At 67.9% G+C, this 23,693-nt stretch carries 21 protein-coding genes; 14 read left to right on the top strand and 7 right to left on the bottom strand.

The annotated features are described in order from the left end of the window. Position 1 precedes the first annotated feature (1 nt). Both ACVWYS_RS18175 and ACVWYS_RS18170 read right to left on the bottom strand, forming a co-directional pair. Positions 2-1,471, bottom strand: a complete 1,470-nt coding sequence (locus ACVWYS_RS18175) for a peptide MFS transporter (RefSeq protein WP_456510191.1) — start codon at positions 1,469-1,471, stop codon at positions 2-4. Positions 1,472-1,630: 159 nt separating this feature from the next. Continuing rightward, positions 1,631-2,752, bottom strand: coding sequence for an alcohol dehydrogenase catalytic domain-containing protein (locus ACVWYS_RS18170; protein WP_456510190.1), 1,122 nt, complete (start codon positions 2,750-2,752; stop codon positions 1,631-1,633). 114 nt (positions 2,753-2,866) lie between these two features. On the opposite strand from ACVWYS_RS18170, the gene ACVWYS_RS18165 reads away from it, so the two are divergent. The 3 genes from ACVWYS_RS18165 to ACVWYS_RS18155 all read left to right on the top strand — a co-directional run bounded on the left by ACVWYS_RS18165 (position 2,867) and on the right by ACVWYS_RS18155 (position 6,944). Then, positions 2,867-4,990 carry a sialate O-acetylesterase gene (locus ACVWYS_RS18165; RefSeq protein WP_456510189.1) on the top strand — a complete coding sequence of 708 codons (2,124 nt, stop codon included), beginning with the start codon at positions 2,867-2,869 and terminating at the stop codon, positions 4,988-4,990. A 380-nt stretch (positions 4,991-5,370) separates the two neighbouring features. Then, positions 5,371-5,736 (top strand): ArsR/SmtB family transcription factor, encoded by a 366-nt coding sequence (locus ACVWYS_RS18160; RefSeq protein ID WP_091255538.1) that lies wholly within the window; start codon positions 5,371-5,373, stop codon positions 5,734-5,736. Beyond that, entirely contained in the window at positions 5,733-6,944 is a 1,212-nt protein-coding gene (locus ACVWYS_RS18155; protein WP_456510188.1) for a cation diffusion facilitator family transporter, read from the top strand. Before ACVWYS_RS18160 ends, ACVWYS_RS18155 begins: the two co-directional genes overlap by 4 nt. Positions 6,945-6,951: 7 nt before the next feature. Here the strand turns inward: ACVWYS_RS18155 and ACVWYS_RS18150 are convergent, their stop codons facing one another. Continuing rightward, entirely contained in the window at positions 6,952-8,379 is a 1,428-nt protein-coding gene (locus ACVWYS_RS18150; RefSeq protein ID WP_456510187.1) for an amidase, read from the bottom strand. A gap of 444 nt (positions 8,380-8,823) precedes the next feature. On the opposite strand from ACVWYS_RS18150, the gene ACVWYS_RS18145 reads away from it, so the two are divergent. The 3 genes from ACVWYS_RS18145 to ACVWYS_RS18135 all read left to right on the top strand — a co-directional run bounded on the left by ACVWYS_RS18145 (position 8,824) and on the right by ACVWYS_RS18135 (position 10,468). Continuing rightward, positions 8,824-9,150: a rhodanese-like domain-containing protein gene (locus ACVWYS_RS18145; RefSeq protein ID WP_116765432.1), complete on the top strand. Its 327-nt coding sequence runs from the start codon at positions 8,824-8,826 to the stop codon at positions 9,148-9,150. Between the two features lie 18 nt (positions 9,151-9,168). Next, positions 9,169-10,152, top strand: coding sequence for a prephenate dehydratase (gene pheA / locus ACVWYS_RS18140; protein WP_344361524.1), 984 nt, complete (start codon positions 9,169-9,171; stop codon positions 10,150-10,152). A gap of 94 nt (positions 10,153-10,246) precedes the next feature. Continuing rightward, positions 10,247-10,468, top strand: a complete 222-nt coding sequence (locus ACVWYS_RS18135) for a hypothetical protein (protein ID WP_091255530.1) — start codon at positions 10,247-10,249, stop codon at positions 10,466-10,468. 41 nt (positions 10,469-10,509) lie between these two features. On the opposite strand, the gene ACVWYS_RS18130 is transcribed toward ACVWYS_RS18135, so the two are convergent. Further along, positions 10,510-11,574: a diacylglycerol/lipid kinase family protein gene (locus tag ACVWYS_RS18130; protein WP_344361521.1), complete on the bottom strand. Its 1,065-nt coding sequence runs from the start codon at positions 11,572-11,574 to the stop codon at positions 10,510-10,512. 78 nt (positions 11,575-11,652) lie between these two features. Here ACVWYS_RS18130 and serS point away from each other — a divergent pair, with 78 nt between their 5' ends. Both serS and ACVWYS_RS18120 read left to right on the top strand, forming a co-directional pair. Continuing rightward, positions 11,653-12,933 (top strand): serine--tRNA ligase, encoded by a 1,281-nt coding sequence (gene serS, locus ACVWYS_RS18125; RefSeq protein ID WP_344361519.1) that lies wholly within the window; start codon positions 11,653-11,655, stop codon positions 12,931-12,933. A gap of 148 nt (positions 12,934-13,081) precedes the next feature. Continuing rightward, complete coding sequence (locus tag ACVWYS_RS18120; protein WP_456510186.1) at positions 13,082-13,984, top strand: HAD family hydrolase; 903 nt, start codon at positions 13,082-13,084, stop codon at positions 13,982-13,984. Positions 13,985-14,038: 54 nt separating this feature from the next. On the opposite strand, the gene ACVWYS_RS18115 is transcribed toward ACVWYS_RS18120, so the two are convergent. The 3 genes from ACVWYS_RS18115 to ACVWYS_RS18105 form a co-directional block, all read right to left on the bottom strand. After that, positions 14,039-14,638, bottom strand: coding sequence for a MarR family transcriptional regulator (locus tag ACVWYS_RS18115; protein WP_116765436.1), 600 nt, complete (start codon positions 14,636-14,638; stop codon positions 14,039-14,041). 80 nt (positions 14,639-14,718) lie between these two features. Beyond that, complete coding sequence (locus tag ACVWYS_RS18110; protein WP_456510185.1) at positions 14,719-15,474, bottom strand: DUF429 domain-containing protein; 756 nt, start codon at positions 15,472-15,474, stop codon at positions 14,719-14,721. 100 nt (positions 15,475-15,574) lie between these two features. Further along, positions 15,575-16,066: an inorganic diphosphatase gene (locus ACVWYS_RS18105; protein WP_091255519.1), complete on the bottom strand. Its 492-nt coding sequence runs from the start codon at positions 16,064-16,066 to the stop codon at positions 15,575-15,577. 144 nt (positions 16,067-16,210) lie between these two features. Between ACVWYS_RS18105 and dacB the strand changes: the two genes are divergently transcribed. The 6 genes from dacB (at position 16,211) to folE (ending at position 23,686) form a co-directional block, all read left to right on the top strand. Next, positions 16,211-17,728, top strand: coding sequence for a D-alanyl-D-alanine carboxypeptidase/D-alanyl-D-alanine endopeptidase (dacB, locus tag ACVWYS_RS18100; RefSeq protein WP_456510184.1), 1,518 nt, complete (start codon positions 16,211-16,213; stop codon positions 17,726-17,728). Positions 17,729-17,847: 119 nt separating this feature from the next. Beyond that, positions 17,848-19,041: a zinc-dependent metalloprotease gene (locus ACVWYS_RS18095; protein ID WP_456510183.1), complete on the top strand. Its 1,194-nt coding sequence runs from the start codon at positions 17,848-17,850 to the stop codon at positions 19,039-19,041. Between the two features lie 98 nt (positions 19,042-19,139). Then, on the top strand, positions 19,140-20,177 hold the full coding sequence (gene tilS / locus ACVWYS_RS18090; protein WP_344361741.1) for a tRNA lysidine(34) synthetase TilS: 1,038 nt from the start codon (positions 19,140-19,142) through the stop codon (positions 20,175-20,177). Between the two features lie 30 nt (positions 20,178-20,207). Beyond that, the gene (gene hpt, locus ACVWYS_RS18085) at positions 20,208-20,759 is read left to right on the top strand and encodes a hypoxanthine phosphoribosyltransferase (protein WP_091255514.1); all 552 of its coding nucleotides are present in this window, start codon (positions 20,208-20,210) and stop codon (positions 20,757-20,759) included. 197 nt (positions 20,760-20,956) lie between these two features. Next, positions 20,957-23,032 carry an ATP-dependent zinc metalloprotease FtsH gene (gene ftsH / locus ACVWYS_RS18080; protein ID WP_344361503.1) on the top strand — a complete coding sequence of 692 codons (2,076 nt, stop codon included), beginning with the start codon at positions 20,957-20,959 and terminating at the stop codon, positions 23,030-23,032. Positions 23,033-23,041: 9 nt separating this feature from the next. Then, positions 23,042-23,686 (top strand): GTP cyclohydrolase I FolE, encoded by a 645-nt coding sequence (folE, locus tag ACVWYS_RS18075; RefSeq protein ID WP_425547107.1) that lies wholly within the window; start codon positions 23,042-23,044, stop codon positions 23,684-23,686. Positions 23,687-23,693: the final 7 nt, after the last annotated feature.

Below are 23,693 nucleotides of genomic sequence, written 5' to 3'. Positions count from 1 at the left end.
GTCAGCGTACGCCGCCCATGAGCTTCTTGATGGCCGGCGAGGCAGCCGCCATGCCTACGGCCAGCAGGATGGCCGTTCCGCCCACACCGATGAAGTACGGCAGCTCGTCATTCGGGTTGTACAGGCCGGACAGGATGCCGGCCAGCGTGGTGCCCAGGGACACGGACAGGAAGAACAGCGCCACCATCTGGGTGTGGAAGGCCTTCGGCGCCAGCTTGGTCGTGACGGACAGCCCGATGGGGGACAGGAACAATTCCGCCAGCGTGAACAGCAGCAGGATTCCCGCCAGAGCCAGCAGCGGAGTCTTGCTGTCGCCGGAGAGCGGAATGAAGGCCAGGAAGGCCAGGCCCATCACGAACAGGCCGATGGAGAACTTCAGCGCCGATCCCGGCTGCTTGCGGCCGAGCCGTGTCCACAGGGCCGCCATGACGCCGGCGAAGATGATGATGAACACCGGGTTGATGGACTGGACCCAGGCGGCAGGCATTTCCCAGCCGAAGAAGTTGCGGTCCAGCTTCTCCTCCGAGTACACCGCGATGAAGGTGAACTGCTGCTGGAACAGGGCCCAGAACGCGGCCGAGGCGATGTACAGCGGGATGAACGCTGCCACCCGTCCGCGTTCGGTGGCGGTGACCTTCTTGCTCCGGAAGATCAGGGTGAAGTAGACCACCGACGCGCCGATGGCGGCGTACGCCATGGACGTGGCCAGGTTCTCGGCGTTCACGGTGCCCGAGATGAACAGCGCGGCGATGACCGCGGCGATGCCGACGAAGATCAGTCCATACTGCTTGCGCTGCGCGGCAGGGAGGGGATGCGCAACCCGCTGGGTCTGCGCGGGGAGCTTGTTGCGTCCCAGCGCGTAGACGGTCAGGCCCACAGCCATACCGACGGCGGCAGCGCCGAAGCCCCAGTGGAAGCCTTGGCTTTCCTGCAGCCAGCCGGTGACGAGGGGGCCGATCAGCGCGCCGGCGTTGATGCCCATGTAGAAGATGGAGAACCCGGCATCGCGGCGTTCGTCCTTCTCGCCGTACAGGCTGCCGACAAGGGCGGTGGCATTGGCCTTGAGCCCGCCGGAACCGACGCCCACCAGCACCAGGCCGGCGATCAGGCCGGGGACGCCGGGCACGAGGGCCAGCGCGATGTGGCCGCCCATGATCATGATGGCCGAGCCGAACAACACCTTCTCGGAGCCGAACAGCCGGTCAGCGAGCCACGCGCCCAGGATCGTGGAGAGGTAGACGCCGCCGCCGTACGCGCCGACGAGGCTGGCGGCCAGGCCCTGCTCAATCCCGAGGCCGCCCTTCTCGACCGAGAAGTACATGTAGTAGAGCAGGATTCCCTGCATGCCGTAGAAGGAGAAGCGCTCCCACATTTCTACGGAGAAGAGGCTGGCCAGCATCTTTGGGTGGCCAAAAAACGAGGTATCGCCCGGCGTTGTAGCGGGGCGAGTTTCTAAATGAGTTGTGCTCATTTACTTAATGCTGACATTATGACGCGCGATTGTCACATTCGCGGCGCCCCGGGGCAAGTAACCCCGACGGTGTTTCGCCCCTATTTTCCCGCTGTTCGGTCGTGTGGACGCCGCCTCACGCCCCCCGGTCAGGGCTCCGGCTTGGCCCGGAGCCGGCCGTCAGGCGGGACCGCCGGCGTCGAACATGATGATCTGCCGGATGGCGTGCCCGTCTGCGAGCTGGTCCATGGCCCGGTTGATATCGGCCAGAGCGATGCGGTCCGAGATCAGTTCCTCGACCGGCAGCTTCCCGTCCCGCCACAGCTGGGCGTATTTCGGGATGTCCCGCGACGGGACGGCGGAGCCAAGGTAGCTCCCCACGATCGTCCTTGCCTCTGCGGTGATTGTCAGAGGCGGCAGCTGGGCGCGGGCGTCGGGGGAGGGCAGCCCGGCCGTCACGGTGGTGCCGCCGGGGGAGGTGGCGGCGAAGGCGGTTTCGAAGGCGCGCGGATTGCCGGCGCACTCGATCACGAATCTGGCTTTAACCCCGCCGTCGAGGACCTGCTGCGGCGTGTACGTTTCGTGGGCGCCGAGGCGGCGGGCGTGGTCGAGTTTCTGCTCCAGCGTGTCCACGGCGATGATCCGCGAGATTCCTTGGGAGACGGCGGTGATGAGGGCCGCCATGCCCACCCCGCCCAGACCGACGATCATGATGCTGTCCTCCGGCCGGGGCCGGGCCGCGTTGAGCACGGCGCCGCCGCCGGTCAGCACGGCGCAGCCCAGGACCGCCGCAATGTCTGCCGGGATGTCGTCGTCCACCGGCACGGCCGAAGCGCGGTCCACCACGGCGTATGTAGCGAATCCCGAGACGCCCAAGTGGTGGTGGACGGGCTCCCCGCCCCGGCTCAAGTGCCGGGACCCGTGCAGCAGGGTTCCGTCGTTGTTGCTCTTCGAGCCGGCCGCGCAGGGCAGCCGGCCGTCCTCGGCGCAGTTCGCGCAGCTCTCGCACCGGGGCAGGAAGGACATGACTACGCGCTGACCGGGCTGCAGATCCCCGACGCCGGACCCCACCTCGACGATCCGGCCCGCCGCCTCGTGGCCCAGCAGCATGGGCACCGGCCGGACCCGGTTGCCATCGACAACGCTCAGGTCCGAGTGGCAGATCCCGGCGGCCTCCAGCCGGACGAGGATCTCGGTGGGCCCGGGAGCGGCCAGATCCAGCTCGCAAATGCTGATCGGCCGGGATTCCGTGAAGGGGCGCGGGCGGCCGATTTCCTCAAGTACTGCACCGGTGATCTTCATCGATCCTCTTTCGCGGCTTCGTCGGTTTTGAGTGAACGATAGACGCCGGCCGGAGCCAGCGTCCATTTGGCGGGGGCAAGAAAACCCCAAGGTGGCTCGGCAAGAGTGTGGTCCATGGCTGGTTGGGGCAAGCTTTGTCGTCCCCCGAACGCGGCGCGGCCGCCGGTGCGGACATTACCTTCCTCAACGGCGGCCTCTGGGCTACGGCAACCCCGGCACCCGGGCGGCAGGCCCCCGACGCGGCCCACGGCGCCGAGCCTCCACCGTGTCCTGATCGGTCTCGCGGTCTTCGCCCTGATGGCGGCGGGCGTCGTGCCGGCGCGGGCTGCAACGGCCATCACCACTCTGCACGTGTTTCTCGCGGTAGGACAGTCGAACATGTCCGGGCGAGGTCTTCCTATCGATGGCGCGACAGACGTCGAAGACCCGCGCATCTTCCAGTTCGGAGCTAAGACCCGCACCTTCCGGGCCGCCTCGGTCCCGCTGGACATGCACGACACCCCCAGCGGCCTTTCCCCCGCCACAACGATGGCCAGGGAATACCTGAAGACCCAGCCCGCCGACGTCGGGGTCCTCATCATCCCGGCGGCGCACGGCGACACCGGATTCACCAGCGCGCCGGGGACACTGACCTGGTCCGTCGGTGCGGCTTCGGCCCCGGACTACGATCTGCCGACACTGGCCGTTAAGCAGACGTTGAGCGGCCTCGCGGCGGCGAAGGCGGCCGGCTATGCGGTGGAGCTCAAGGGCATTCTCTGGCATCAGGGCGAGAGCAATTCCTCCACAAGCACTTCGGCCTACAGCGCCAAGCTGGACCAGCTCATTGCGTTCTTCCGGGACCGGCTGTCGGCCCCGAAGCTGCCGTTCGTCCTCGGGCGCATGTCTCCGGAGGGCATCGCGGCCACGCCGGGCAGGGCCAATGTGGACGCGAGTCACTACCAAACGCCGGGCCGCGTCGCCTACACCGGCTTCGCGCCCTCGCTGGCCTGTGCCCTAAATTCGGGGGACACGACCCATTTCTCCCGGGTGGGTATCGAATATCTGGGACGGGCATACCTGGCCGCGTACCGGCAGGCGGCCGCGAACACCCAGGCGTCCGCGGTCGCCACCCCCGCGCTCACTGTGCCGAACTGTGCGGGCCGGGCCATAGCGATGGACCCGACGCGATTCCTCGATACCAGGATCTGGCCGGGGCGCGTGGCCGCGGGCGGGTCGGTTTCCTTCCGGGTAGCCGGCGTAAGGGGTGTGCCGACCAGCGTGTCCGCGGTTGTCATCAACCTGACTGCGACGTCGCCGACGTCGCACGGGGTCATCACCGCCTATGCCTCGGGGACGGCCAAACCCGGGACCTCGAATCTGAACTACGTTGCCGGGCAGACCGTCTCGAACCTCGCTACGGTGCCCGTCGGCACGGACGGCCGGCTGACGCTCACCAACTCCTCGTCAGGCTCCGTGCATCTGATTGTGAGTGTGTCCGCGTATTTCCATGCCGGCACGCCGTCGTCGCCCGGGACGTTCAGTGCCGTGGCGCCCGCCCGGCTGCTGGACACGCGGAAGTCTTCCGGGGCCGTTTCCGGCGGAAGCTCGGTGTCCTTCATGGCTGGCGGGAAGTCGGGGATCCCCACGAATGCCTCGGCGGTGGTCCTGAACCTCACGGCGACCGAGACAAAGTCGTACGGCTTCCTGACCGCATACGCCGCGGGGTCCTCGAAACCGAGCTCGTCCACTCTGAACTACTCGGCGGGGCAGACCGTGTCCAACCTCGTCGTGGTCCCGCTCGGGACCGACGGGAAGGTAACAGTCTCGAACACGTCGTCCGGGTCGGCGCAGGTCATTGCCGACGTCGAGGGGTATTACCTGTCCGGCAAACCGGTCCAGGCCGGCGCCTTCGGAGCCCTGGCGCCCACCCGGTTCCTGGACACGCGGCTCTCTTCAGGAGCTGTCCCGGCGGGAGGGTCGGTCACTTTCCATGTGCGCGGCGTCAAGGGGATACCCACCACCGTGGCCGCCGTGGTGGTCAACGTGACGGCTACAGCGGGCAAGTCCTACGGACTCCTCACCGCATTCGCCTCGGGGTCCTCCACCCCGAAAGTCTCAAGCCTGTTCTATTTGCCAGGACAGATCGTCGCTGACCTCGCCGTGGTTCCCGTGGGGCCGGACGGCAACGTCAAAATTACGAATACGTCGAGCGGCTCGGTGCAGATCATCGCCGACGTCGCGGGCTACTTCCGCGGGTAGCGGTAGCGGGTGTGGGTGCGGCAGTTCGCGGAACCGGGGAACTGAAGATCAGGCAGGCGCGGAGTCGCGGATCTGCTGAGCCGGGGATTTGCTGAACCGCGGATCTCCTGAACGGCCCGTGGGGGGACATGCCCATTCCTGGCACCCGCGCGTGGACATGATGGCATTGTGCCCAAGTCTCGCCGCGATCGAGGAGCATGTCCCCGGGCCGGCGCCGGACATGTCCCACGCCCCTCACCACGGCCGGACATGTCCACGGGCGCCTGGAGAAGTGCCGGACGCCGCTGTGCTGCCCGTGCGCTGCCGGCGAACTCCTCAGGCCCATCGACCCGGGCCCGGCTGGTCGATGCCCTGGGCAACAAGTGTGAAATAATCTGCGTATGGATGCAGATAAGCAGATATGCGGGCGGGAGCCGGACAGCCAGTATGTCGAACTCGCCGTTGAGATTTTTGCCATGCTCGCCGACGCCACGCGTGTCCGGATTATTCTTGCCCTGCGCGAGGGCGAACTGCCGGTCAACCAGCTGGCCGAGATCGTCCACAAATCTCCGGCGGCCGTTTCCCAGCACCTGGCAAAGATGCGCCTCGCGCGCCTGGTGACCACCAGGCAAGACGGAACACGCGTCTTCTACCGCCTGGAGAACGAGCACGCCCGCCAGCTCGTTACCGACGCCATCTTCCAGGCCGAACACTCACTGGGGGGAACCCCCCGCCACCACCACCCCGAAAGCGCGGACCTATCGTGACCGAACCCCATGACCTCCACCGTCCCGGGGCGACAGCGCCCGTCCACGCACAGCCGGACGCCGGCAGCCATGATCACGGGTCCGAGGACCACGGCCACGATGATCATGACCATGGGCACGACGGCCATGACCACGACCATGCCCACCACAGCCACAGCCACAGCCACGGGCACGACGGCCACGATGATCATGACCATGGGCACGGCCATTCCCATGAGCATCCGACGGGGATCAAAGGCTTCCTGTACGGATTGTTCGTCCCGCACACCCACGACGCCGCGGACTCTGTCGACGACGCCCTTGAGGCGAGTGAACACGGCGTCAGGGCGGTGAAGATCAGCCTCTTCATGCTTCTTGGCACGACTGTCCTTCAATTCATCGTGGTGCTGATGAGCGGTTCGGTGGCACTCCTCGCGGACACGATCCATAACTTCTCCGACGCCATGACGGCTGTGCCGCTGTGGATCGCGTTCCTGCTGGCCCGCCGGCCGGCGACCCGCCGTTATACCTACGGCTTCGGGCGTGCCGAGGACCTGGCCGGGCTCTTCATCGTTGTGGTCGTCGCGCTCTCCGCCGTCGTCGCCGCATGGCAGTCGATCGACCGGCTGTTGAATCCCCAGCCGCTGCAGAACCTGTGGTGGGTTGCGGCAGCGGGGCTGGTGGGCTTCGCCGGCAACGAAGCCGTGGCCATCTACCGGATCCGGATCGGCCGGAAGATCGGCTCCGCCGCACTGGTGGCCGACGGTGTCCACGCCCGGATGGACGGTTTCACGTCGCTTGCCGTGGTGCTGGGCGTGATCGGCGTGTGGGCCGGGTTCCCGCTGGCCGACCCGATCGTTGGGCTGCTGATCGCGGCAGCCATTGTCATCCTGTTGTGGGGAACGGTCCGCAGCATCGGCCGGCGCCTGATGGACGGCATTGAACCGGACCTTGTTGACAGGGCACGGTCGGCCCTGGCCTCCACCCCCGGCGTGGACGCCGTCCCGGCGCTGCAACTGCGTTGGATCGGCCACCGCCTCCAGGGCAACGCCAGCATCCAGGTCGCAGACATGCCGGTCTCCGCAGCCGAACAGATCGCCGCGGATGCCAGGCACCGCCTCGGCCACGCTCTGCCGAACCTGGACGGCATCGCGATCCGGACCACCACCGGGTCGGTACACGACGGCGGGGATCTGGCGCGGTCAGCGTCCTCGCACGGACACGAATAACCCCGGCCTAGAAACCCAGCTGGGCGGCCACCTGCAGCAGCAGCCCCTCGGAGCCCATCGGCCCGATCAGCTGAATGCCCATCGGCAGGCCGGAACCCGGAGCGCCGCCGGTCCAGTGCACCGGGATCGTGATGGCCGGCAGGCCGCAGACGTTCACCATGGAGGACCACGGCGCGTATTCGCATTGCTTGCGGTAGTCGCCGTCGGCGTCGCCCGCCCATTCAGCGGCCGGCCAGTAGCCGTCGCCGTGGGCCGCGCCGGTGAACCAGCCCACCGGCCGGGGCGTCTGCGCCAGGGCCGGGGTCACGATGAGGTCCCAGCGGGCATACTGGGCGATCGTGTCCCGCTGGAACTGCCGCAGGAACCCGAGGCATTCATTGAGCTTGGACGTACTGCGCTGCTGCGCGCGCCGCCGGAACGTCCTGGTGAGCGGGGTCAGGAGCGCCTCGCGCTGGGGTGCTACTCGCGCGCTGCCGACGCCGGCGGTCCAGGCAGTGGTGAAGCCATCCGGGTAGCGGTTGTCATAGCGGATCGCCGCCTCCGAGGTCTCGTGGCCGGACGCCTCCAGCCGTGCGACGCCGTCGGCCAGCGCATCGAGCGCCTCGCGGTCCGGGGTGAATGGGAAAATCGTCTGCCACGGGCTGTCCAGGCTGACGCCGATCCGCAGCCGGTCCGGCTCCCGGGCGGTCAATTCGAGGTAGCTGGCATCCGCCGGGCCGGGCACAAGGGCATCGAGCATCAGGGCGGCATCGGCGGCGGAGCGGGCGAGCGGGCCGGCAACCACAAGCTGGGCCGGATCGCCTGAGCTTTCCCCGGCCGGCACGAGCCCGCGGCCGGGTTTCAACCCGACGAGTCCGCAGGCGGCGGCCGGAATCCGCACGGAGCCGCCGCCGTCGGATCCGGGGGCAAACGGCAGCAGCCCCGCGGCCACGGCGGCAGCGCTGCCGCCCGAGGATCCGCCTGAACTGCGGCTGAGGGCATACGGATTGCGCGACGGCGGGGCGATCCGGTTCTCGCTGTAGGCTGTCAGGCCGAATTCCGGGACCTGCGTTTTGCCCAGCGACACCACCCCCGCGGTCTTGAGCACGGCGGGGAGTGCGCCGTCCGTCAGCGCCGGTTTGTGCTCCAGAGCGGCGCTCCCATGCGTGGTGATCACCCCTGCCACATCTGTCAGGTCCTTGAATGCGAGCGGCATGCCGTGCAGCGGCGGCAGGCCGCCGTCGCTCGGGGCATGGCTTCGGAGGGCATGGAGCTGGTCTGCGGCTGCGGCATCCTTCCGGGCCTGATCGGCAGTGACGGTGATGAAGGCCCCGAGGTGCGCGTTTTGGGCTTCGATGCGGTCCAGGAAATGATCCGTGGCCTGCCGGGCGGAGAGCTCCCCGGAACGGAGTGCATCCCGTAGTTGAACGGCAGAGAGCTCGTGGATTTCAGCCAAGGAAACGGGGCTCCAGGCCGTCCCGGAACCGTTCGGCAGGCATGGTGTGCCCTGCGGCCGCTCCGACGAGGGGAGGACATGTCCATTGTTGGGGACTGCGTACGGGCACTGTGGCATCATGCCCAACCCTGGCGGCGAGGGGAGGGCATGTCCTTTGGGAGGGAAGGACGGGACTGGGGACATGGCCAGTCGTCATGACGAGGGGAGGGCATGTCCGTTGTTGGGGACTGCGTACGGGCACTGGGGCATCATGCCCAACCCTGGCGGCGAGGGGAGGGCATGTCCCGCGGCGGGAACCGCGGACAGACCGCTCCGCGGGGTGTTTGGCAGCCATGGGGTCTCCTTTGCGCTCTCCAGAAGCGTAACGTGCCGACTGCGGGGGCGCTCGGCCAGCGGCGGGGGATACGCTGGGAACGGACCTTGAAATCTGCGGAAAGGGCGAACATGAGCGACTTCCACACCGTCAGCGTGTCTGGCATCCCCGACGGCGCCAAGATCCTTGATGTCCGCGAGGACTACGAATGGGTCGCGGGCCACGCCGAGGGCGCCCTGCACATTCCCCTGGACCAGCTGCCGGCCCGGCTCGAGGAGCTCGACCCGGACGAGGACGTCTATGTCATTTGCCGTACAGGTGGCCGCTCCCACCGGGCCGCCCAGTGGCTCGTCGGCATGGGATATTCCGCGCTGAACGTGGCCGGCGGCATGGACCAGTGGGTAGAGACCGGCATGCCGCTCGTGTCCGACAACGGCCTCAAGCCAGTCATCCTGTAACCGAAGAAGGAAAAGCCGATGCCCGCACCAACCGTCACGTACACATTCCTCGGCCCCGAGGGGACCTTCACCGAGGCGGCCCTGATGCAGGTTCCGGACGCGGCGCACGCCATCCGCATTCCGTCCTCGAATGTCAACACGGCGCTGGACAAAGTGCGGGATGGCTCCGCCGATGCGGCCATGGTGCCGATCGAGAACTCCGTCGAGGGCGGCGTCACTGCGACCCTCGACGCCATCGCCACCGGCCAGGAACTCAGGATCCTCCGGGAGGCCCTGGTGCCCATCAGCTTCGTCCTAGTGGCCAGGCCGGGCGTGGAGATCGGGGACATCCGGCGCGTCTCCACCCACGGCCATGCCTGGGCCCAGTGCAGGCTCTGGGTGGACGCCAATATTCCCAATGCGGAATACATTCCGGGGTCCTCCACCGCCGCGGCCGCCATGGGCCTGCTGGACGCCGACGGCGTCCACTACGATGCCGCGATCTGCGCCCCGATCGTGGCCCAGGAACAGCCGGGCCTGTCCGTTCTTGCCGAAAACATCGGCGACAACCCCGGCGCCGTCACCCGGTTCGTGCTGGTGGGCCGCCCGGGCGAACTGCCCGCCCGCACGGGAGCGGACAAGACCACGGTGGTGGTCCCACTGCCCGAGGACCGGCCCGGTGCGCTGATGGAGATCCTGGACCAGTTCGCCACACGCGGTGTCAACCTGAGCCGGATCGAATCCCGCCCCACCGGGCAGTATCTGGGCCATTACTTCTTCAGCATTGATGCCGACGGCCACGTGGCCGACGCCCGGGTGGCGGACGCGCTCGCGGGTCTCCACCGGATCAGCCCGGCCACTCGCTTCCTAGGCTCTTACCAGCGTGCGGACGGCCACCGCAGCATCGTGGCGCCGCATACCTCGGACCAAGCATTCCGGGCCGCGCATGCATGGGTCAGAGACATACTGAGTGGCGCATCTGCCGTGGCGGAATATACCCCGGGGGCTTCGCCCAGAGCGTAGGCAAATGCCTTCCGGTGCACTTCCACCGCTTCCCAACTGTGCGTATGCTTGCCTGATCCATATTGGGGAAGTCCTCTACCGGAGGGAGCGGGTCATGTCAGGAACCAGCACAGACAATGACGGCCAGGGAATGATTGTCAATCCCAAGCCGACAGCTGACAACCAGGACTGGGACGGCGACGACGCCGACCGCGCGGACCGTCTGCGCTTTGAAGAAGAGCAGGCAATGATCCGCGAGCAGTCCGAGGCCAGGGCCGCCAAAGCTGCAGCAGATGCGAAGAAGGCCGCAGACGCCAAGAAGGCCGCCAGCGCCTAGTCCCCCTCAGAGGAGCCGCCGTCAGACTAACCGGCGCGGGCCTAGTCGCCTCCCGCCCCGTCCTTGACCCGGACCAGCAGGGATCCCGGGGCCACCTGTACGGTGACCGTCGTGGCCTCGCCGGAAGGATCGCCGTCGATCTGGGTAGGCATGGGTTCGGAGCACCGGATGGTGATCTTGCCGGAACGGTAATACGTCATGACCGGCAGATCCTTCTTGTGCTTCAGCACGATCTTTGTGTACATCGCCAGCCAGCCGATTGCACTGCGCGGGCTCATCACCACGACGTCGAGCATCCCGTCATCGATCATGGCCTGCGGGATAAAGTCGATTCCCCCGGGAATCAGGCCACAGTTCGCGAACAACACACTGCGGATCTTCCGCGACTGCTCAGGCTGGTCATCCAGCCCAATCGAGACCTTCTTGCGGCGCCCCGGGAGGTGCCGCACCCCGGCTTCCGTATACGCCAGCCAGCCCACGGCCTTCTTCAAACCGTCATTGGTATCACTGACCACCTCGGCGTCCATGCCCATGCCCGCGATCACCAGGAAAGTGTGCTCCGCTGACTCCCCGGTCCGCGCATTCTCAACGGTCATCCGCGCCGTATCGATGAACCGCTGGTGACCGAACAGGGCCGCCTGCACGTTGCCCTGGAGGTCGTTGACCTCCAGATGCACGTTGCGGGCCAGGAGGTTGCCGGTGCCGAGCGGAATCAGGCCCATGGCGGTGTCCGTCCCGGCAAGGACCTCGGCCACGACGCGCACCGTCCCGTCCCCGCCGCAGGCCAGGACGACGTCGGCCCCGCTGGCCACCGCCGCCCGCGCCTGCGAGAATCCGGGGTCCTCGGCGGTGGTTTCAAAGATGCCGGGCGGCTCCCAGCCGGCCTCGGCGCACGCCGCTTTAATGAGTGCCCGCGCCTCTGCCGAACGGGCCTTGATGGGATTCAGGACCACGGCAACCTTCTGCCGCCCCAGGTCCGGGCTGTGGGTTTGCTCCCACACGGCACTGCGGGTGTGCTTGGCCCTCAGCCGGCGCACCCCCCACCAACTGGAGGCGGCAAACGCCAGAACCCCAGCGATGACGAGGTAGAGCAGCCAGTCGCGCATTGTGATCCAACAGTATCCCGCCAGCGCCCCGTGAACTGCTTGCCCGGTAACGCCGGCCGGATTGGATACTCTTGTCTGGTGATCGACGTAAAAGACCTCAGCGAAAACCCGGACAAGTTCCGTGCCAGCCAGCGCGCCCGCGGCGCCGACGAATCCGCGGTGGACGCGATCATCGCCGCGGATTCGGCCAGGCGCGCGGCGCTGATCCGGTTCGAGAACCTGCGGGCCGAACAGAACGTGTTCGGCAAGAAGGTCGCGCAGGCCAAGGGCGAGGAAAAGCAGGCCCTCCTCGCCGAGGTCAAGGTCCTTGCCGCCTCCGTCAAGGCCGCATCGGCCGAGGCCGATGTCGCCCAGGCCGCCCAGGAGGAGCTGCTCCGCACCATCCCCAACCTGATCGAGGACGGCGTCCCGGCCGGCGGCGAGGACGACTACATCGTTGTCAAGACCGTCGGCACGCCACGCGAATTCCCCGACTTCGAGCCCCGGGACCACTTGGAGATCGGCGAGCTGATTGGGGCCATCGACATGGAACGCGGGGCGAAGGTGTCCGGTTCACGCTTCTACTTCCTGCGCGGCGTCGGCGCCCGGCTGGAAATGGCGCTGCTCCAGATGGCCATGGACCAGGCGATCGAGGCCGGGTTCGTCCCCATGATCACGCCCACCCTGGTCCGCCCGGAAACCATGCAGGGCACGGGCTTTGACGTCAAGCACGACGCCGAGATCTACCGTCTCGCCGAAGACGACCTCTACCTTGTGGGCACCTCCGAAGTGGCCCTCGCCGGCTACCACGCCGACGAGATCCTGGACCTGTCGGACGGTCCCATCCGCTACGCGGGCCAGAGCTCCTGCTACCGCCGCGAGGCTGGCTCGCACGGCAAGGACACCCGCGGCATCATCCGGGTCCACCAGTTCAACAAGGTGGAAATGTTCATCTACACCACGGTCGAAGAGGCGGCTGCCGAGCACGCCCGCCTCCTGGCGTGGGAAGAGGAAATGCTGGCCAAGTGCGAGCTCCCGTACCGCGTGATTGACACGGCTGCCGGGGACCTGGGCAATTCCGCGGCCCGGAAGTACGACTGCGAAGCCTGGGTCCCCACCCAGGGCGCGTACCGGGAACTGACCTCGACGTCCAACTGCACCACCTTCCAGGCCCGCCGACTGAACATCCGCGAGCGTGTCCTGAACGAGGACGGTGCGCCCAAGGGCACCCGGGCCGTGGCCACGCTCAACGGAACCCTGGCCACCACGCGCTGGATCGTCGCCATCCTGGAGCACCACCAGAACCCCGACGGCTCTGTCAACGTCCCCGCCGCCCTGCAGAAGTACCTCGGCGGCATGACGGTCTTCCCCGTTCTCTAACCACCGACCCCTAACTACCAGAAGGGCCTCCGTCCGCCGCCGGGTAAACATTCACACTGTGGACAGGCTGTGGGTGTTTACCGCAAATTCACGCCCTGCTGTGGCCTGAGTCCTAGCGGCAGTCGGGGCTCTCTGCTCTACTTGTGAGATGACAACCATGACTGAATCCTCAGTCGCCGGCAACGATGACCGGCGCACCACACACGAGGACAACATGCAGAACACCGAGGCCCGGAATAACACGGCCCCGAAGAGCCCCGGCGATAAGATGATGGTCGCCTTGGACGTCGACGGCACCCTGGTGGATCACGACGGCCACATGTCGGTCCCGGTCCGCGAGGCCGCCCAGGCCGTCGTGGCCGCGGGCCACCACGTCACGATCGCCACGGGCCGCTCGCTCAACGCCACGCTGCCGGTCATCGAGCACATCGGGATCGAGAACGGTTACGCGGTCTGCTCCAACGGCGGCGTGATCTTGCGCGTCGACTCCGGACTGTCCGACGGCTACGAGGTAATCCACAAGGCAACCTTCGACCCCGGTCCGGCCCTCCGCGCCCTGCGCAAGCGGCTGCCCTCGGCCAAGTACGCCCTCGAGGACGAATCCGGCAACTTCCTGTCCACCGAGCGCTTTCAGGACGCCAGCTTCGGCGTCGAGGCGGTCGGCGTCGACTTCCAGACCATGCTGGAGGCAACCGCCGTCCGCGTGGTGGTCTTCAGCTCGGAGAACACCCCGGAGGAGTTCAACGCCGCGATCCGCCACATCGGGCTTGCCGGCGTGACCTATTCGGTGGGCTGGACGGCGTGGCTGGACATTGCCGCCGCCGGCGTCACGAAGGCCAGCGCGCTGGAACACCTCCGCGGCCGGCTCAGCATCGAAGCACACCGCACAATCGCCGTCGGCGACGGCCGCAACGACATCGAGATGCTGACCTGGGCGCGCCGCGGCGTGGCCATGGGGCAGGCCCCGGTGGAAGTGATTGCCGCGGCCGATGAGGTGACGAAGTCGGTTTACGACGACGGCGCCGCGCACGTACTGCGCAGCCTCCTTTAGACGCCCTGCCGGGCGGTCCGGGAGCCCGGACCGCCGCGGCCAGCGGATGTCGGGCTAGCGGACGTCGAGGATGAGGCCCAGGAGCCGGGCCGCCGCGGGACGTGCCGCGTGTTCTTCGTTCCACTGGGACCGGGCCACGGCCTTGCTGACGGCCTGCGTGGTGATCCCGAGTTCCTCAGCGACGGCCTTCTGCTGGCCGCGGACTCCCGGAGTGAGCAGATCCAGGACCCGCCATTCGGCGTGGCTGCGGTCGTGCACAATGTGGCCCAGGAGGCGCAGCACGGCCTCGGCTTCCGCGGCGAGGTCCGCCAGCGGGCCCTCCACGGCCACCCGGATGCGGTCCTTGCCGTTCCGCAGGCGGTCCACGGCGCGCCGGGCATAGATCAGCCCGTGGCCGGAGGCGTCTTTGATCTGGTTCGGCAGGGGTTCGTTCACCGGGCCCACCCCGATGCCCACATACCAGCTGCCGCTGCGCAGGGCGATCATGGCCGCCTCCACCGCCTGATGCGGACAGTCCACGATGCCCTGGACCTCGTCCTCCACGGAGCGGTCGAAATCAAGGCGCGCCGGGATGTGCCGCAGGTCCTTCAGGAGCTGCGGCACGCGGTCGCCGTCGCGCCGGCTGTCGGTTTGATTGATGGTCAGCGTGAACATTCTGGATCACACACTACCCGGTGGCAGTTCGGGGGCAAGTTGCCGGCAGGGCCGCCATGCCGGGGCCGTAACAGAGGCGGCTAGCCGCCCGCGAGCCCGGAAAGATGCCCGGACGGCAGGTGGATCCAGCCCTCGCTCAAGGCTGCCGCGGCATCGCCGGGCCCGGGGCGCAGTGTTTGCCCCCGGCGGACGGCCCGTGCCGTCAGCGAGGCGATGACGGCATCAAACATGTCATCGGAGGCGGCAAGGTCATGCCGGTACCCCGCCAGGTCCAGCCACGGGGCTTTCAGGGTCAGATCCGCCAGCGCCGAGGACAGCTTCTCCGCTTCCGGGGCCCCGCGTCCCTTGTAGCCGCGGGCCTGGATCCCCCAGAGTTTCAGGGATGCCGCGGGATAGACCTCGGCGAGGCGGCCGGAGCCGTCCCGGGCCTGCGGCCCCGCGTCCCGGGCGATCTTGGCCTGGATCACGGCGCACCGCATGGCCGGGTGGGCCAATCGGTCGGCGGACACGCTGAGCGGAATCAGCCCGGTTCTGGCCGTGACGAACCGGTCGGTGTCCCGGTAGGCGAGCAGGCGGCGGCCCTCGATCCCGTCGTAGCCGAGCACCGGCCCGGCGTCGAAAGCCAGGTGCCCCGCAAGGAAGGGAAGGAAGGCGTCCGGCCAGCCCAGGGGGCAGTCAATCCCGGTCATATCGCTGCTGCCGAAGAGCCTGACGATCTCTTTGTCGCCGACGTCCAGGGACAGATGCGCCAGGTGTGCGGCGCCGTCGGCCCATTCGATGACGGCCACGGCCGTCTTCTTGGCAGCCGCCGCGAGGTCGACGCCGAGGGTCCTCACCGGCGTGCCCGCACGCCATGAAAAAACGCGGGGTCACGCACCGCCCGTTCCGGAGCTCCGGAACGGCAGTATGTGACCCCGCGTTGCAGTGCGGAAACGACTAGTGTCCGGCAGCCGGAACGTAGCGCTTGATGGAGGCCTCGAGCTCGGCCTCGGCGGCGGCGCGGTCGCCCCAGCCCTCGGCCTTGACCCACTTGCCCGGCTCCAGGTCCTTGTAGCGGGTGAAGAAGTGCTCGATTTCCCTGATCAGGAACTCGCTGACGTCGCTGATTTCCTTGATGTGGTCAAAGCGCGCATCGGTCGGCACGCAGAGGACCTTGGCGTCGCCGCCGCCGTCGTCGGTCATGTTGAAGACGCCGATCGGGCGGGACTCGACGATCACGCCGGGGTAGAGGTCGAAGTCCTGCAGGAGCACCAGCGCATCCAGCGGATCTCCGTCCTCGCCCAGGGTGTTCTCGAAGAAACCGTAGTGGGTGGGGTACTGCATCGACGTGAAAAGGACGCGGTCCAGGCGGACGCGGCCGGTCTCGTGGTCGACTTCGTACTTGACGCGCGATCCCTTGGGGATCTCGATAGTCACGTCATGCTTCATGGAATGCTCCTTGACGACTTCAGGGGGTGCGCGGCACGTGCATAAAGGCTGTCGGTGCCGCCGACTACTATTGAGGATATAGCGAGAGGCGCTGGTTTCAGGAACTAGTGGGGACATTTCAGGACTATAAGGACCAGCAGCAGCATGAAACCGAGAACCAGCCCCGAGGGCACCAGGCCGGTGCCCGGCAGGCGTCGGGGGATCCTCGTACTGCTGCTCCAGGCCCTCCTGGTGGCGGCCGTGGCACTGCCGGCCGGCATCGCCGTCGCCCCGGCTTTCCTCGGCCCGGACCGGTCCCCGGACGCATCCCGGGCAGCCCCGCCCTGGCAGCAGGTCCCCGCCACACTGAGCGATTCCAACGGATCAGACGGGATCGGTCCCCTCACTGATACCGCACCCGTTCCCGCCGGCGCCGCCCTCTCGGACCGGCTCAACGAGACCCTGAAGACCGACGGCGGCGGCACCTTCACCGGGATCGTCCAGGACGCCGCCAGCGGGCAGGTGCTCTTTGACCGGTCCGCCGACGAGGCCCGCATTCCGGCGTCGAACATGAAGCTCCTCACAGCCAGCGCGGCCCTGCGCGTCATGGGCCCCGACCACCGCTTCAGCACCCGGGTTTTGGCAGGGCCCACGCCCGGGTCGGTGGTGCTGGCCGGCGGCGGAGACGTACTCCTGGGGGCGGGCGAATCCGATCCCGGGGCGGTCCTCGGCCGTGCCGGGCTGGCCACGCTCGCCCAGGCCACCGTCCGGGCACTCCAGGACGGTGCCGCCGGCAGCGGCGACGGCGGCGGCGCAGCCACCGGCACCGTGCGCGTCCTGCTCGATGACTCCCTCTTCACCGGCCCGCCGCTCCGACAGGCCTGGAGTCCCGAGGACGTCGCCGCCGGCGAAATGGCCCCGGTGTATCCGCTGGCACTGAACTCAGCCCGGTTCGATCCCGCCAAAACCACCGGACCCCGCCCGCAGGACGCCGCCATGACCGCCGCCGAGGCCTTCGCCGCCCGGCTCACGGCGGCCGCCGCGTCCGCGGGGCTGACCGTGGCACCGGGCGTCGCCCGCGTTCAGGCCGCTGCCACGCCGGACAGCGCCCACGCGAAAGTCCTGGCCGAGGTCCAGTCCGCCACGGTGGGGCAGCAGGTGGACCTCATGCTGCAGACCTCGGACAACTACCTCGCCGAGGTGATGGGACGGATGACCGCCCTCGGCGCCGGCCGGCCCGGCAGCGGCGACGACGCCATCGCCGCCGTGCTGCAGCAGGTCAAGGACCTGGGCGTTTCCACGGATGCCCTCCGGGCCGCGGATGTCTCCGGCCTGGCCCCGGCCGACCAGGTCTCGGCCCGGCAACTCACGGACGTGGTCCGGGCCATGACCTCCGGCACGGACACCAGGCTGCGCGCCGCCCTCGCAGGCTTCCCGGTCGCCGGGCTCACCGGCACCCTGGGGGGCCGGTACACGGACGCCGCGACGGCCGCCGGGGCCGGGCTGGTGCGCGCCAAAACAGGCACGTTGAACACGGTCATCGCGCTCAGCGGGTACGTCGTGGACACCGACGGCCGGCTGCTGGTCTTCTCCTTCGTGGGCAACGGGCTGACCCCCGGCGCCGCGAACAAGGCCGCCCTGGACCGCTCCGCCTCCGTCCTGGCCGGCTGTGGCTGCCGCTGACCGGCGGAGTGCCGCCCTGAACCTGCGCCCGGCCGGTTCAACTGCCGGGTTCGCCGGCCGGTTCGCCGGTCAGCGAAAATTAAGGCGGATTGTCGGGACCCTGTGATCTGATGGACCCCATGGAGTCCTCTGCGAGCGAGCCATCAGGCAAGACAAACTCAGGCACGACAAACTCAGGCACGACAAACAGCAAGCCGCACAGCCAGACCTCAGGCGGCACACCGGTCCAGGCCCAGGATCTGATCAACTGGGAGCTTGCCGCCTCGACGGCCGCGCGGCTGACACCGGCCGGTCCCGTCCTGAGCCCTGCCGAGATCGGCGCCGCCGTTGAGAACCTGCGGCTCATGGCGGACATTTCCGTGCCGCACGTGCACGACATCACCGGCCTCGATGCCGCCCGGGACCTGCGCGATTCCGAGGTCCTGGTGGTGGACCGCGCCTCCTGGGCCAAAGCCAACACGCAGAGCTTCGCCGTCATGCTCGGGCCGGCCATGGAAAAGATGCTCGAGGGCCGCGGAACCCTCAACCCCGGGGCCGCGAGCGTCAGCGGCGCCATCACCGGCAGCCAGCTCGGGGCTATCCTTGCGTTTCTCTCCAGCAAGGTCCTGGGCCAGTACGACCCCTTCTCCGCGCTCGCCGAGAGCTCCACGGCCCCCGCTGCCGGCCGCCTGCTGCTCGTGGCGCCGAACATCATCTCCGTGGAACGTGAACTGAACGTCACCCCCGCCGACTTCCGGCTCTGGGTCTGCCTCCACGAACAGACCCACCGGGTGCAGTTCGCTGCCGCCCCGTGGCTCCGGCACCACATGCTCGACGAGATCGAGAACCTCAGCGGCCAGCTGCTCGGCAACGTCGATTCCCTGATGGAACGGGCCTCCGCGGCCGCGAAGTCATTGAAGGACCGCGCCGCACCCGGCGCGGCCCCCGGCCGGGGCGCCATCCTGGACCTGCTCCAGAACCCGGAGGAACAGGCCGCCCTGTCCCGCCTGACCGCGCTCATGAGCCTGCTCGAGGGCCACGCCAACGTGGTCATGGACGCCGTGGACGCCAGCATCGTGCCCTCGGTGAAGACCATCCGGCAGCGCTTCAACGCCCGCGGCAAGGATCGCGGCATGATCGAGAAGTTCATCCGCAGCCTGCTCGGCCTCGACGCGAAGATGCGCCAGTACAGTGACGGCTCCAAATTCGTCCGGGAAGTAGTGGACGCCGTCGGCATGGAAGGCTTCAACAAAGTCTGGGAGTCCGCTGACCGGCTCCCCACCGAAGCCGAGATCCACGACTCCAGGCTCTGGCTCAACCGGATGGGCCTCTAGCGGTCATGACAGCCCGTAATCCCGCCGGTTCGTCGTCGGTGTCCAGCGGACGACGCCGGCCCGGCCGCCTTGCGCCGGTGGTCGGCACCGCGCGGAAAATGCTGCAGGACGCGCTTGCCGCCGCGGGCTACCCGGAGCGTGTCTTGGTCGCCTGCAGCGGAGGTCCTGACTCGCTGGCCCTCGCGGCCGTCGCCGCCTATTTCGGCCGCCGGGGCCATGTGGATGGCCACCCCGTGTCCGTGGGCGCCGTCGTGGTGGACCACCAGCTTCAGCCCGGCTCCGCCGCGGTCGCCGCAACCACCGCCCGGACCCTCGAGGACCTCGGGCTCTCTCCCGTGCAGATCCGCACAGTCGACGTCGCCGCCACCGGCATGGGCCCGGAGGCGGCCGCCCGGGACGCCCGGCACGCGGCCCTGGACGCCGCAGCGGACGAGGCCGGCGCCGGCGTGATCCTGCTCGGCCACACCCTCGATGACCAGGCCGAGCAAGTGCTGCTTGGCCTGGCGCGGGGCTCCGGCACCCGGTCGCTCGCCGGGATGCGGCCCTCCCGGGGCCGGCTCCTGCGCCCCTTCCTGGGCCTGCGGCGCGCGGACACCCTGGAGATCTGCCAGGCGGAGGGCCTGGAACCCTGGCACGACCCGTCCAACACGGATCCCGCCTACGCCCGCTCCCGGACCCGGGTTGAGGTGCTGCCCCTGCTAGAAGACAAGCTCGGCCCCGGCGTCGCCGAATCCCTCGCCCGCACGGCCGCGATCCTGCAGCTCGACGCCGACTATCTGGAGGACGTGGCGAACGACACCTTTGACCGGCTGCGGGAGCAGGACGGGCAGGAAATCAGCCTTCCGGAGGCTGCACTGCGGGACCTGGCCCCGGCCGTGAGGTTCCGGGTGATCGCCAAGGCCGCCGCCGCCGTCGGCGGTCAACAGCCCAGCTACCAGCGACTGCTTGCCGCCGAAGCGCTGCTGCGCCGGCAGGGATCGGCCGGCCCGGTGGAGCTTCCCGGTTCGGTCAGCGTCTTCCGGCTCTCGCTCTCGCAGCTCCTGGCGGAGCAGCCGTCCGCCGCCGGCGGCGTTCCCCGCGAAGCCGCCCGCTGTGGGAAGCTTGTATTCCGGCCTCAACAGCCGCCCCGAAAATAGTCGCACCCCGCATCTACACAGGAGCCATTGGTGGATTCAAACGACGTCCAGGCAGACCTCAAGCACGTTCTCTACACCAAGGAACAGATCCAGCAACGGATCACCGAACTCGCGGCGCAGATCGACAAGGACTACGAGGGCCGCGATCTGCTGATCGTCGGCGTGCTCAAGGGCGCCGTGATGGTCATGGCAGACCTCGCCCGCGCACTGCACAGCCACGTCTCCATGGACTGGATGGCCGTGTCCTCGTACGGCTCCGGCACCCAGTCCTCCGGCGTGGTCCGCATCCTGAAGGACCTCGACACCGACCTCATGGGCAAAGACGTCCTGATTGTCGAGGACATCATCGACTCCGGCCTCACGCTCTCCTGGCTCAAGACCAACCTGGAATCCCGCGGCACCGCTTCGGTGGAAATCTGCACCGCGTTCCGCAAGCCGACGGCCGCGAAGGTCAAGATCGACGTCAAGTACGTCGGCTATGACATTCCCAACGAGTTCGTCGTCGGATATGGCCTGGACTACGCCGAGAAGTACCGCAACCTGGACTTCGTCGGCACCCTGGCGCCGCACGTATACGAATAGATCGTTCACGCGGAGACGCCCCCGCCCGGGACCGGGCGGCAGGACGCCGCGTCCCGCTACGCCCACAGGGAACTTTTGCACTTCACCGTGCGTGAGTTAGTGCGACGGTGTATAGCTAGAACCTGACGCAGCACCACACGCGCGCAGAACGGTCGCCGTGCAGCACTACCAGGAGGGACGGGGCCAGCCCCGAACAGATGAAAGCTAAGAGTTTCTTCAAGGGCCCGGGGATCTGGATTGTCGTCGTGGTGGCCATGCTGCTGCTTGCCTTCGCCACCCTGGCGCCGGGCGGCGCAAGCCGGATTGACACCGACAAGGGCCTTGAACTGCTGAATTCCGCCGGCAAGGTTGAACAGGCCAAGATTTTCGACGCCGAGAACCGCGTGGACTTGGTCCTGAAGGACAACCTGCAGGTCGACGGCCAGGACAAGGGTAAGAACGTCCAGTTCTACTTCGTCAACGCCCGCGCCCAGGACGTCGTCAAGGCGGTCACTGATGCAAAGCCGTCGGGCGGTTTCACGGACCAGCCGATCGAGAACAACTGGTTCTCGGGGCTCTTCTCCCTGCTGGTGCCCGTGCTGCTCCTTGGTGTCCTGTTCTGGTTCCTGCTTTCCCGGATGCAGGGCGGCGGGTCCAAAGTCATGCAGTTCGGCAAGTCCAAGGCGAAGCTCGTCAACAAGGACATGCCCCAGGTGACCTTCAGTGATGTCGCCGGCGCCGATGAGGCCGTCGAGGAACTTGAGGAGATCAAGGAATTCCTGCAGGAGCCGGCCAAGTTCCAGGCCGTCGGCGCCAAGATCCCCAAGGGCGTGCTGCTCTACGGCCCTCCGGGCACCGGCAAGACCCTCCTGGCCCGCGCCGTCGCTGGCGAGGCCGGCGTGCCCTTCTTCTCCATCTCCGGTTCCGATTTCGTGGAAATGTTCGTCGGCGTGGGCGCCTCCCGCGTCCGCGACCTGTTCGAACAGGCCAAGTCCAACGCGCCGGCCATCATCTTCGTCGATGAGATCGACGCCGTCGGCCGGCACCGCGGTGCCGGCATCGGCGGTGGCAACGACGAGCGCGAGCAGACCCTCAACCAGCTGCTGGTTGAAATGGACGGCTTCGACGTCAAAACCAACGTCATCCTGATTGCCGCCACCAACCGGCCCGACGTCCTGGACCCGGCCCTGCTGCGTCCTGGCCGCTTCGACCGGCAGATCTCGGTAGAGGCCCCCGACCTGATCGGCCGCGACCAGATCCTGCAGGTGCACGCCAAGGGCAAGCCGATGGCTCCCGGCGTCGACCTCAAGGCTGTCGCCAAGAAGACCCCGGGTTACACGGGCGCGGACCTGGCCAACGTCCTGAACGAGGCCGCGCTGCTGACGGCGCGCTCCAACGCCAACCTGATCGATGACCGCGCGCTGGACGAGGCGATTGACCGCGTCATGGCAGGCCCGCAGAAGCGCAGCCGGGTCATGAAGGAACACGAGCGCAAAGTCACCGCCTACCACGAAGGCGGCCACGCCCTCGTCGCGGCAGCCCTGCGGAACTCCGCCCCGGTCACCAAGATCACCATCCTGCCCCGCGGCCGTGCCCTGGGCTACACCATGGTGGTCCCGGAAAACGACAAGTACTCCATCACCCGCAATGAGCTGCTCGACCAGATGGCGTACGCCATGGGCGGCCGTGTGGCCGAGGAACTCGTCTTCCACGACCCGTCCACCGGCGCGTCCAACGACATCGAGAAGGCCACCGGGATCGCCCGCAAGATGGTCACCGAGTTCGGCATGAGCGAACGCGTCGGCGCGGTGCGCCTCGGCCAGGGCGGCGGCGAGCCCTTCCTGGGCCGCGACGCCGGCCACGAGCGCAACTACTCGGACCAGATCGCCTACATCGTCGACGAGGAGGTCCGCCGCCTCATCGAGGGCGCCCACGACGAGGCCTACGCGATCCTCACCGAAAACCGGGACGTACTGGACCAGTTGGCGCTGGAACTGCTGGAACGCGAAACCTTGAACCAGGCCGAAATCGCCCAGGTCTTCACCCACATCCGCAAGCGCGATTTCCGCGAGGTCTGGCTCTCCAAGGAGACCCGTCCGATCCTGTCCGCCGGCCCGGTGGAATCCCGCCGGGAGAAGGCCGAACGCGAAGCGCAGGAGGAAGCAACCCAGGCCCGGCTCGAAGAGCCGCTGGACGCCCTGCCGCCGCACGCCCAGGGTGTCCCGGGACAGGAGTCCTTCGAAGGAGGAGCCGGCGGCGTTACCGATATCGGGACTGACGGCCTTCCCAGCTAGGCTTCTTCTGTGACTTCTAACTTCGACGACGACGTTCCCGCCCCCGCTGACCCTTCGGCGGGGGACGGGGAAGCCCAGCATCCAAGCACCAAAGTGGACCGCCCGAGGATCGAGGCGGCCGTGCGGGAAATCCTGCTGGCCATCGGCGAGGACCCGGACCGCGGCGGACTCCTGGACACCCCGAAGCGGGTGGCCAAGGCCTATGCCGAAATGTTCGCCGGCCTGCACCACGACCCCGCGGAGATCCTGGCCACCACGTTCGACCTCGACCACGAGGAACTCGTGCTGGTCAAGGACATCCCGTTCTACTCCACGTGCGAGCACCACCTGGTGCCGTTCCACGGGGTGGCGCATGTGGGCTACATCCCCTCGCACGACGGCAAGGTCACGGGACTGAGCAAGCTGGCCCGCGTGGTGGACATGTTCGCCCGGCGCCCCCAGGTCCAGGAACGCCTGACCACCCAGATCGTCGAAGCCCTCGTCACCCACCTCAAACCGCGCGGCGCGATCGTCGTCGTCGAATGCGAGCACCTGTGCATGTCCATGCGGGGCATCCGCAAGCCCGGTGCCAAGACCGTCACCAGCGCAGTGCGCGGGCAACTGCACGACCCGGCCACCCGCGCCGAAGCCATGAGCCTCATACTCGGAAGGTAAGTAAACA

It is taken from the genome of Arthrobacter sp. TE12231, assembly GCF_054062895.1.
Note: the sequence above shows the minus strand (reverse complement) of the source record. Positions and strands in the feature narration are given on the sequence as shown.

Excerpts from the sequence above, each read along its gene's own strand:
- ACVWYS_RS18175 (WP_456510191.1), bottom strand. The coding sequence starts at position 1,471 with ATGAGCACAACTCATTTAGAAACTCGCCCCGCTACAACGCCGGGCGAT.
- ACVWYS_RS18170 (WP_456510190.1), bottom strand. The coding sequence starts at position 2,752 with ATGAAGATCACCGGTGCAGTACTTGAGGAAATCGGCCGCCCGCGCCCC.
- ACVWYS_RS18165 (WP_456510189.1), top strand. The coding sequence starts at position 2,867 with ATGGCTGGTTGGGGCAAGCTTTGTCGTCCCCCGAACGCGGCGCGGCCG.
- ACVWYS_RS18160 (WP_091255538.1), top strand. The coding sequence starts at position 5,371 with ATGGATGCAGATAAGCAGATATGCGGGCGGGAGCCGGACAGCCAGTAT.
- ACVWYS_RS18145 (WP_116765432.1), top strand. The coding sequence starts at position 8,824 with ATGAGCGACTTCCACACCGTCAGCGTGTCTGGCATCCCCGACGGCGCC.
- pheA (WP_344361524.1), top strand. The coding sequence starts at position 9,169 with ATGCCCGCACCAACCGTCACGTACACATTCCTCGGCCCCGAGGGGACC.
- ACVWYS_RS18135 (WP_091255530.1), top strand. The coding sequence starts at position 10,247 with ATGTCAGGAACCAGCACAGACAATGACGGCCAGGGAATGATTGTCAAT.
- ACVWYS_RS18130 (WP_344361521.1), bottom strand. The coding sequence starts at position 11,574 with ATGCGCGACTGGCTGCTCTACCTCGTCATCGCTGGGGTTCTGGCGTTT.
- ACVWYS_RS18120 (WP_456510186.1), top strand. The coding sequence starts at position 13,082 with ATGACAACCATGACTGAATCCTCAGTCGCCGGCAACGATGACCGGCGC.
- ACVWYS_RS18115 (WP_116765436.1), bottom strand. The coding sequence starts at position 14,638 with ATGTTCACGCTGACCATCAATCAAACCGACAGCCGGCGCGACGGCGAC.
- ACVWYS_RS18105 (WP_091255519.1), bottom strand. The coding sequence starts at position 16,066 with ATGAAGCATGACGTGACTATCGAGATCCCCAAGGGATCGCGCGTCAAG.
- dacB (WP_456510184.1), top strand. The coding sequence starts at position 16,211 with ATGAAACCGAGAACCAGCCCCGAGGGCACCAGGCCGGTGCCCGGCAGG.
- ACVWYS_RS18095 (WP_456510183.1), top strand. The coding sequence starts at position 17,848 with ATGGAGTCCTCTGCGAGCGAGCCATCAGGCAAGACAAACTCAGGCACG.
- tilS (WP_344361741.1), top strand. The coding sequence starts at position 19,140 with ATGCTGCAGGACGCGCTTGCCGCCGCGGGCTACCCGGAGCGTGTCTTG.
- ftsH (WP_344361503.1), top strand. The coding sequence starts at position 20,957 with ATGAAAGCTAAGAGTTTCTTCAAGGGCCCGGGGATCTGGATTGTCGTC.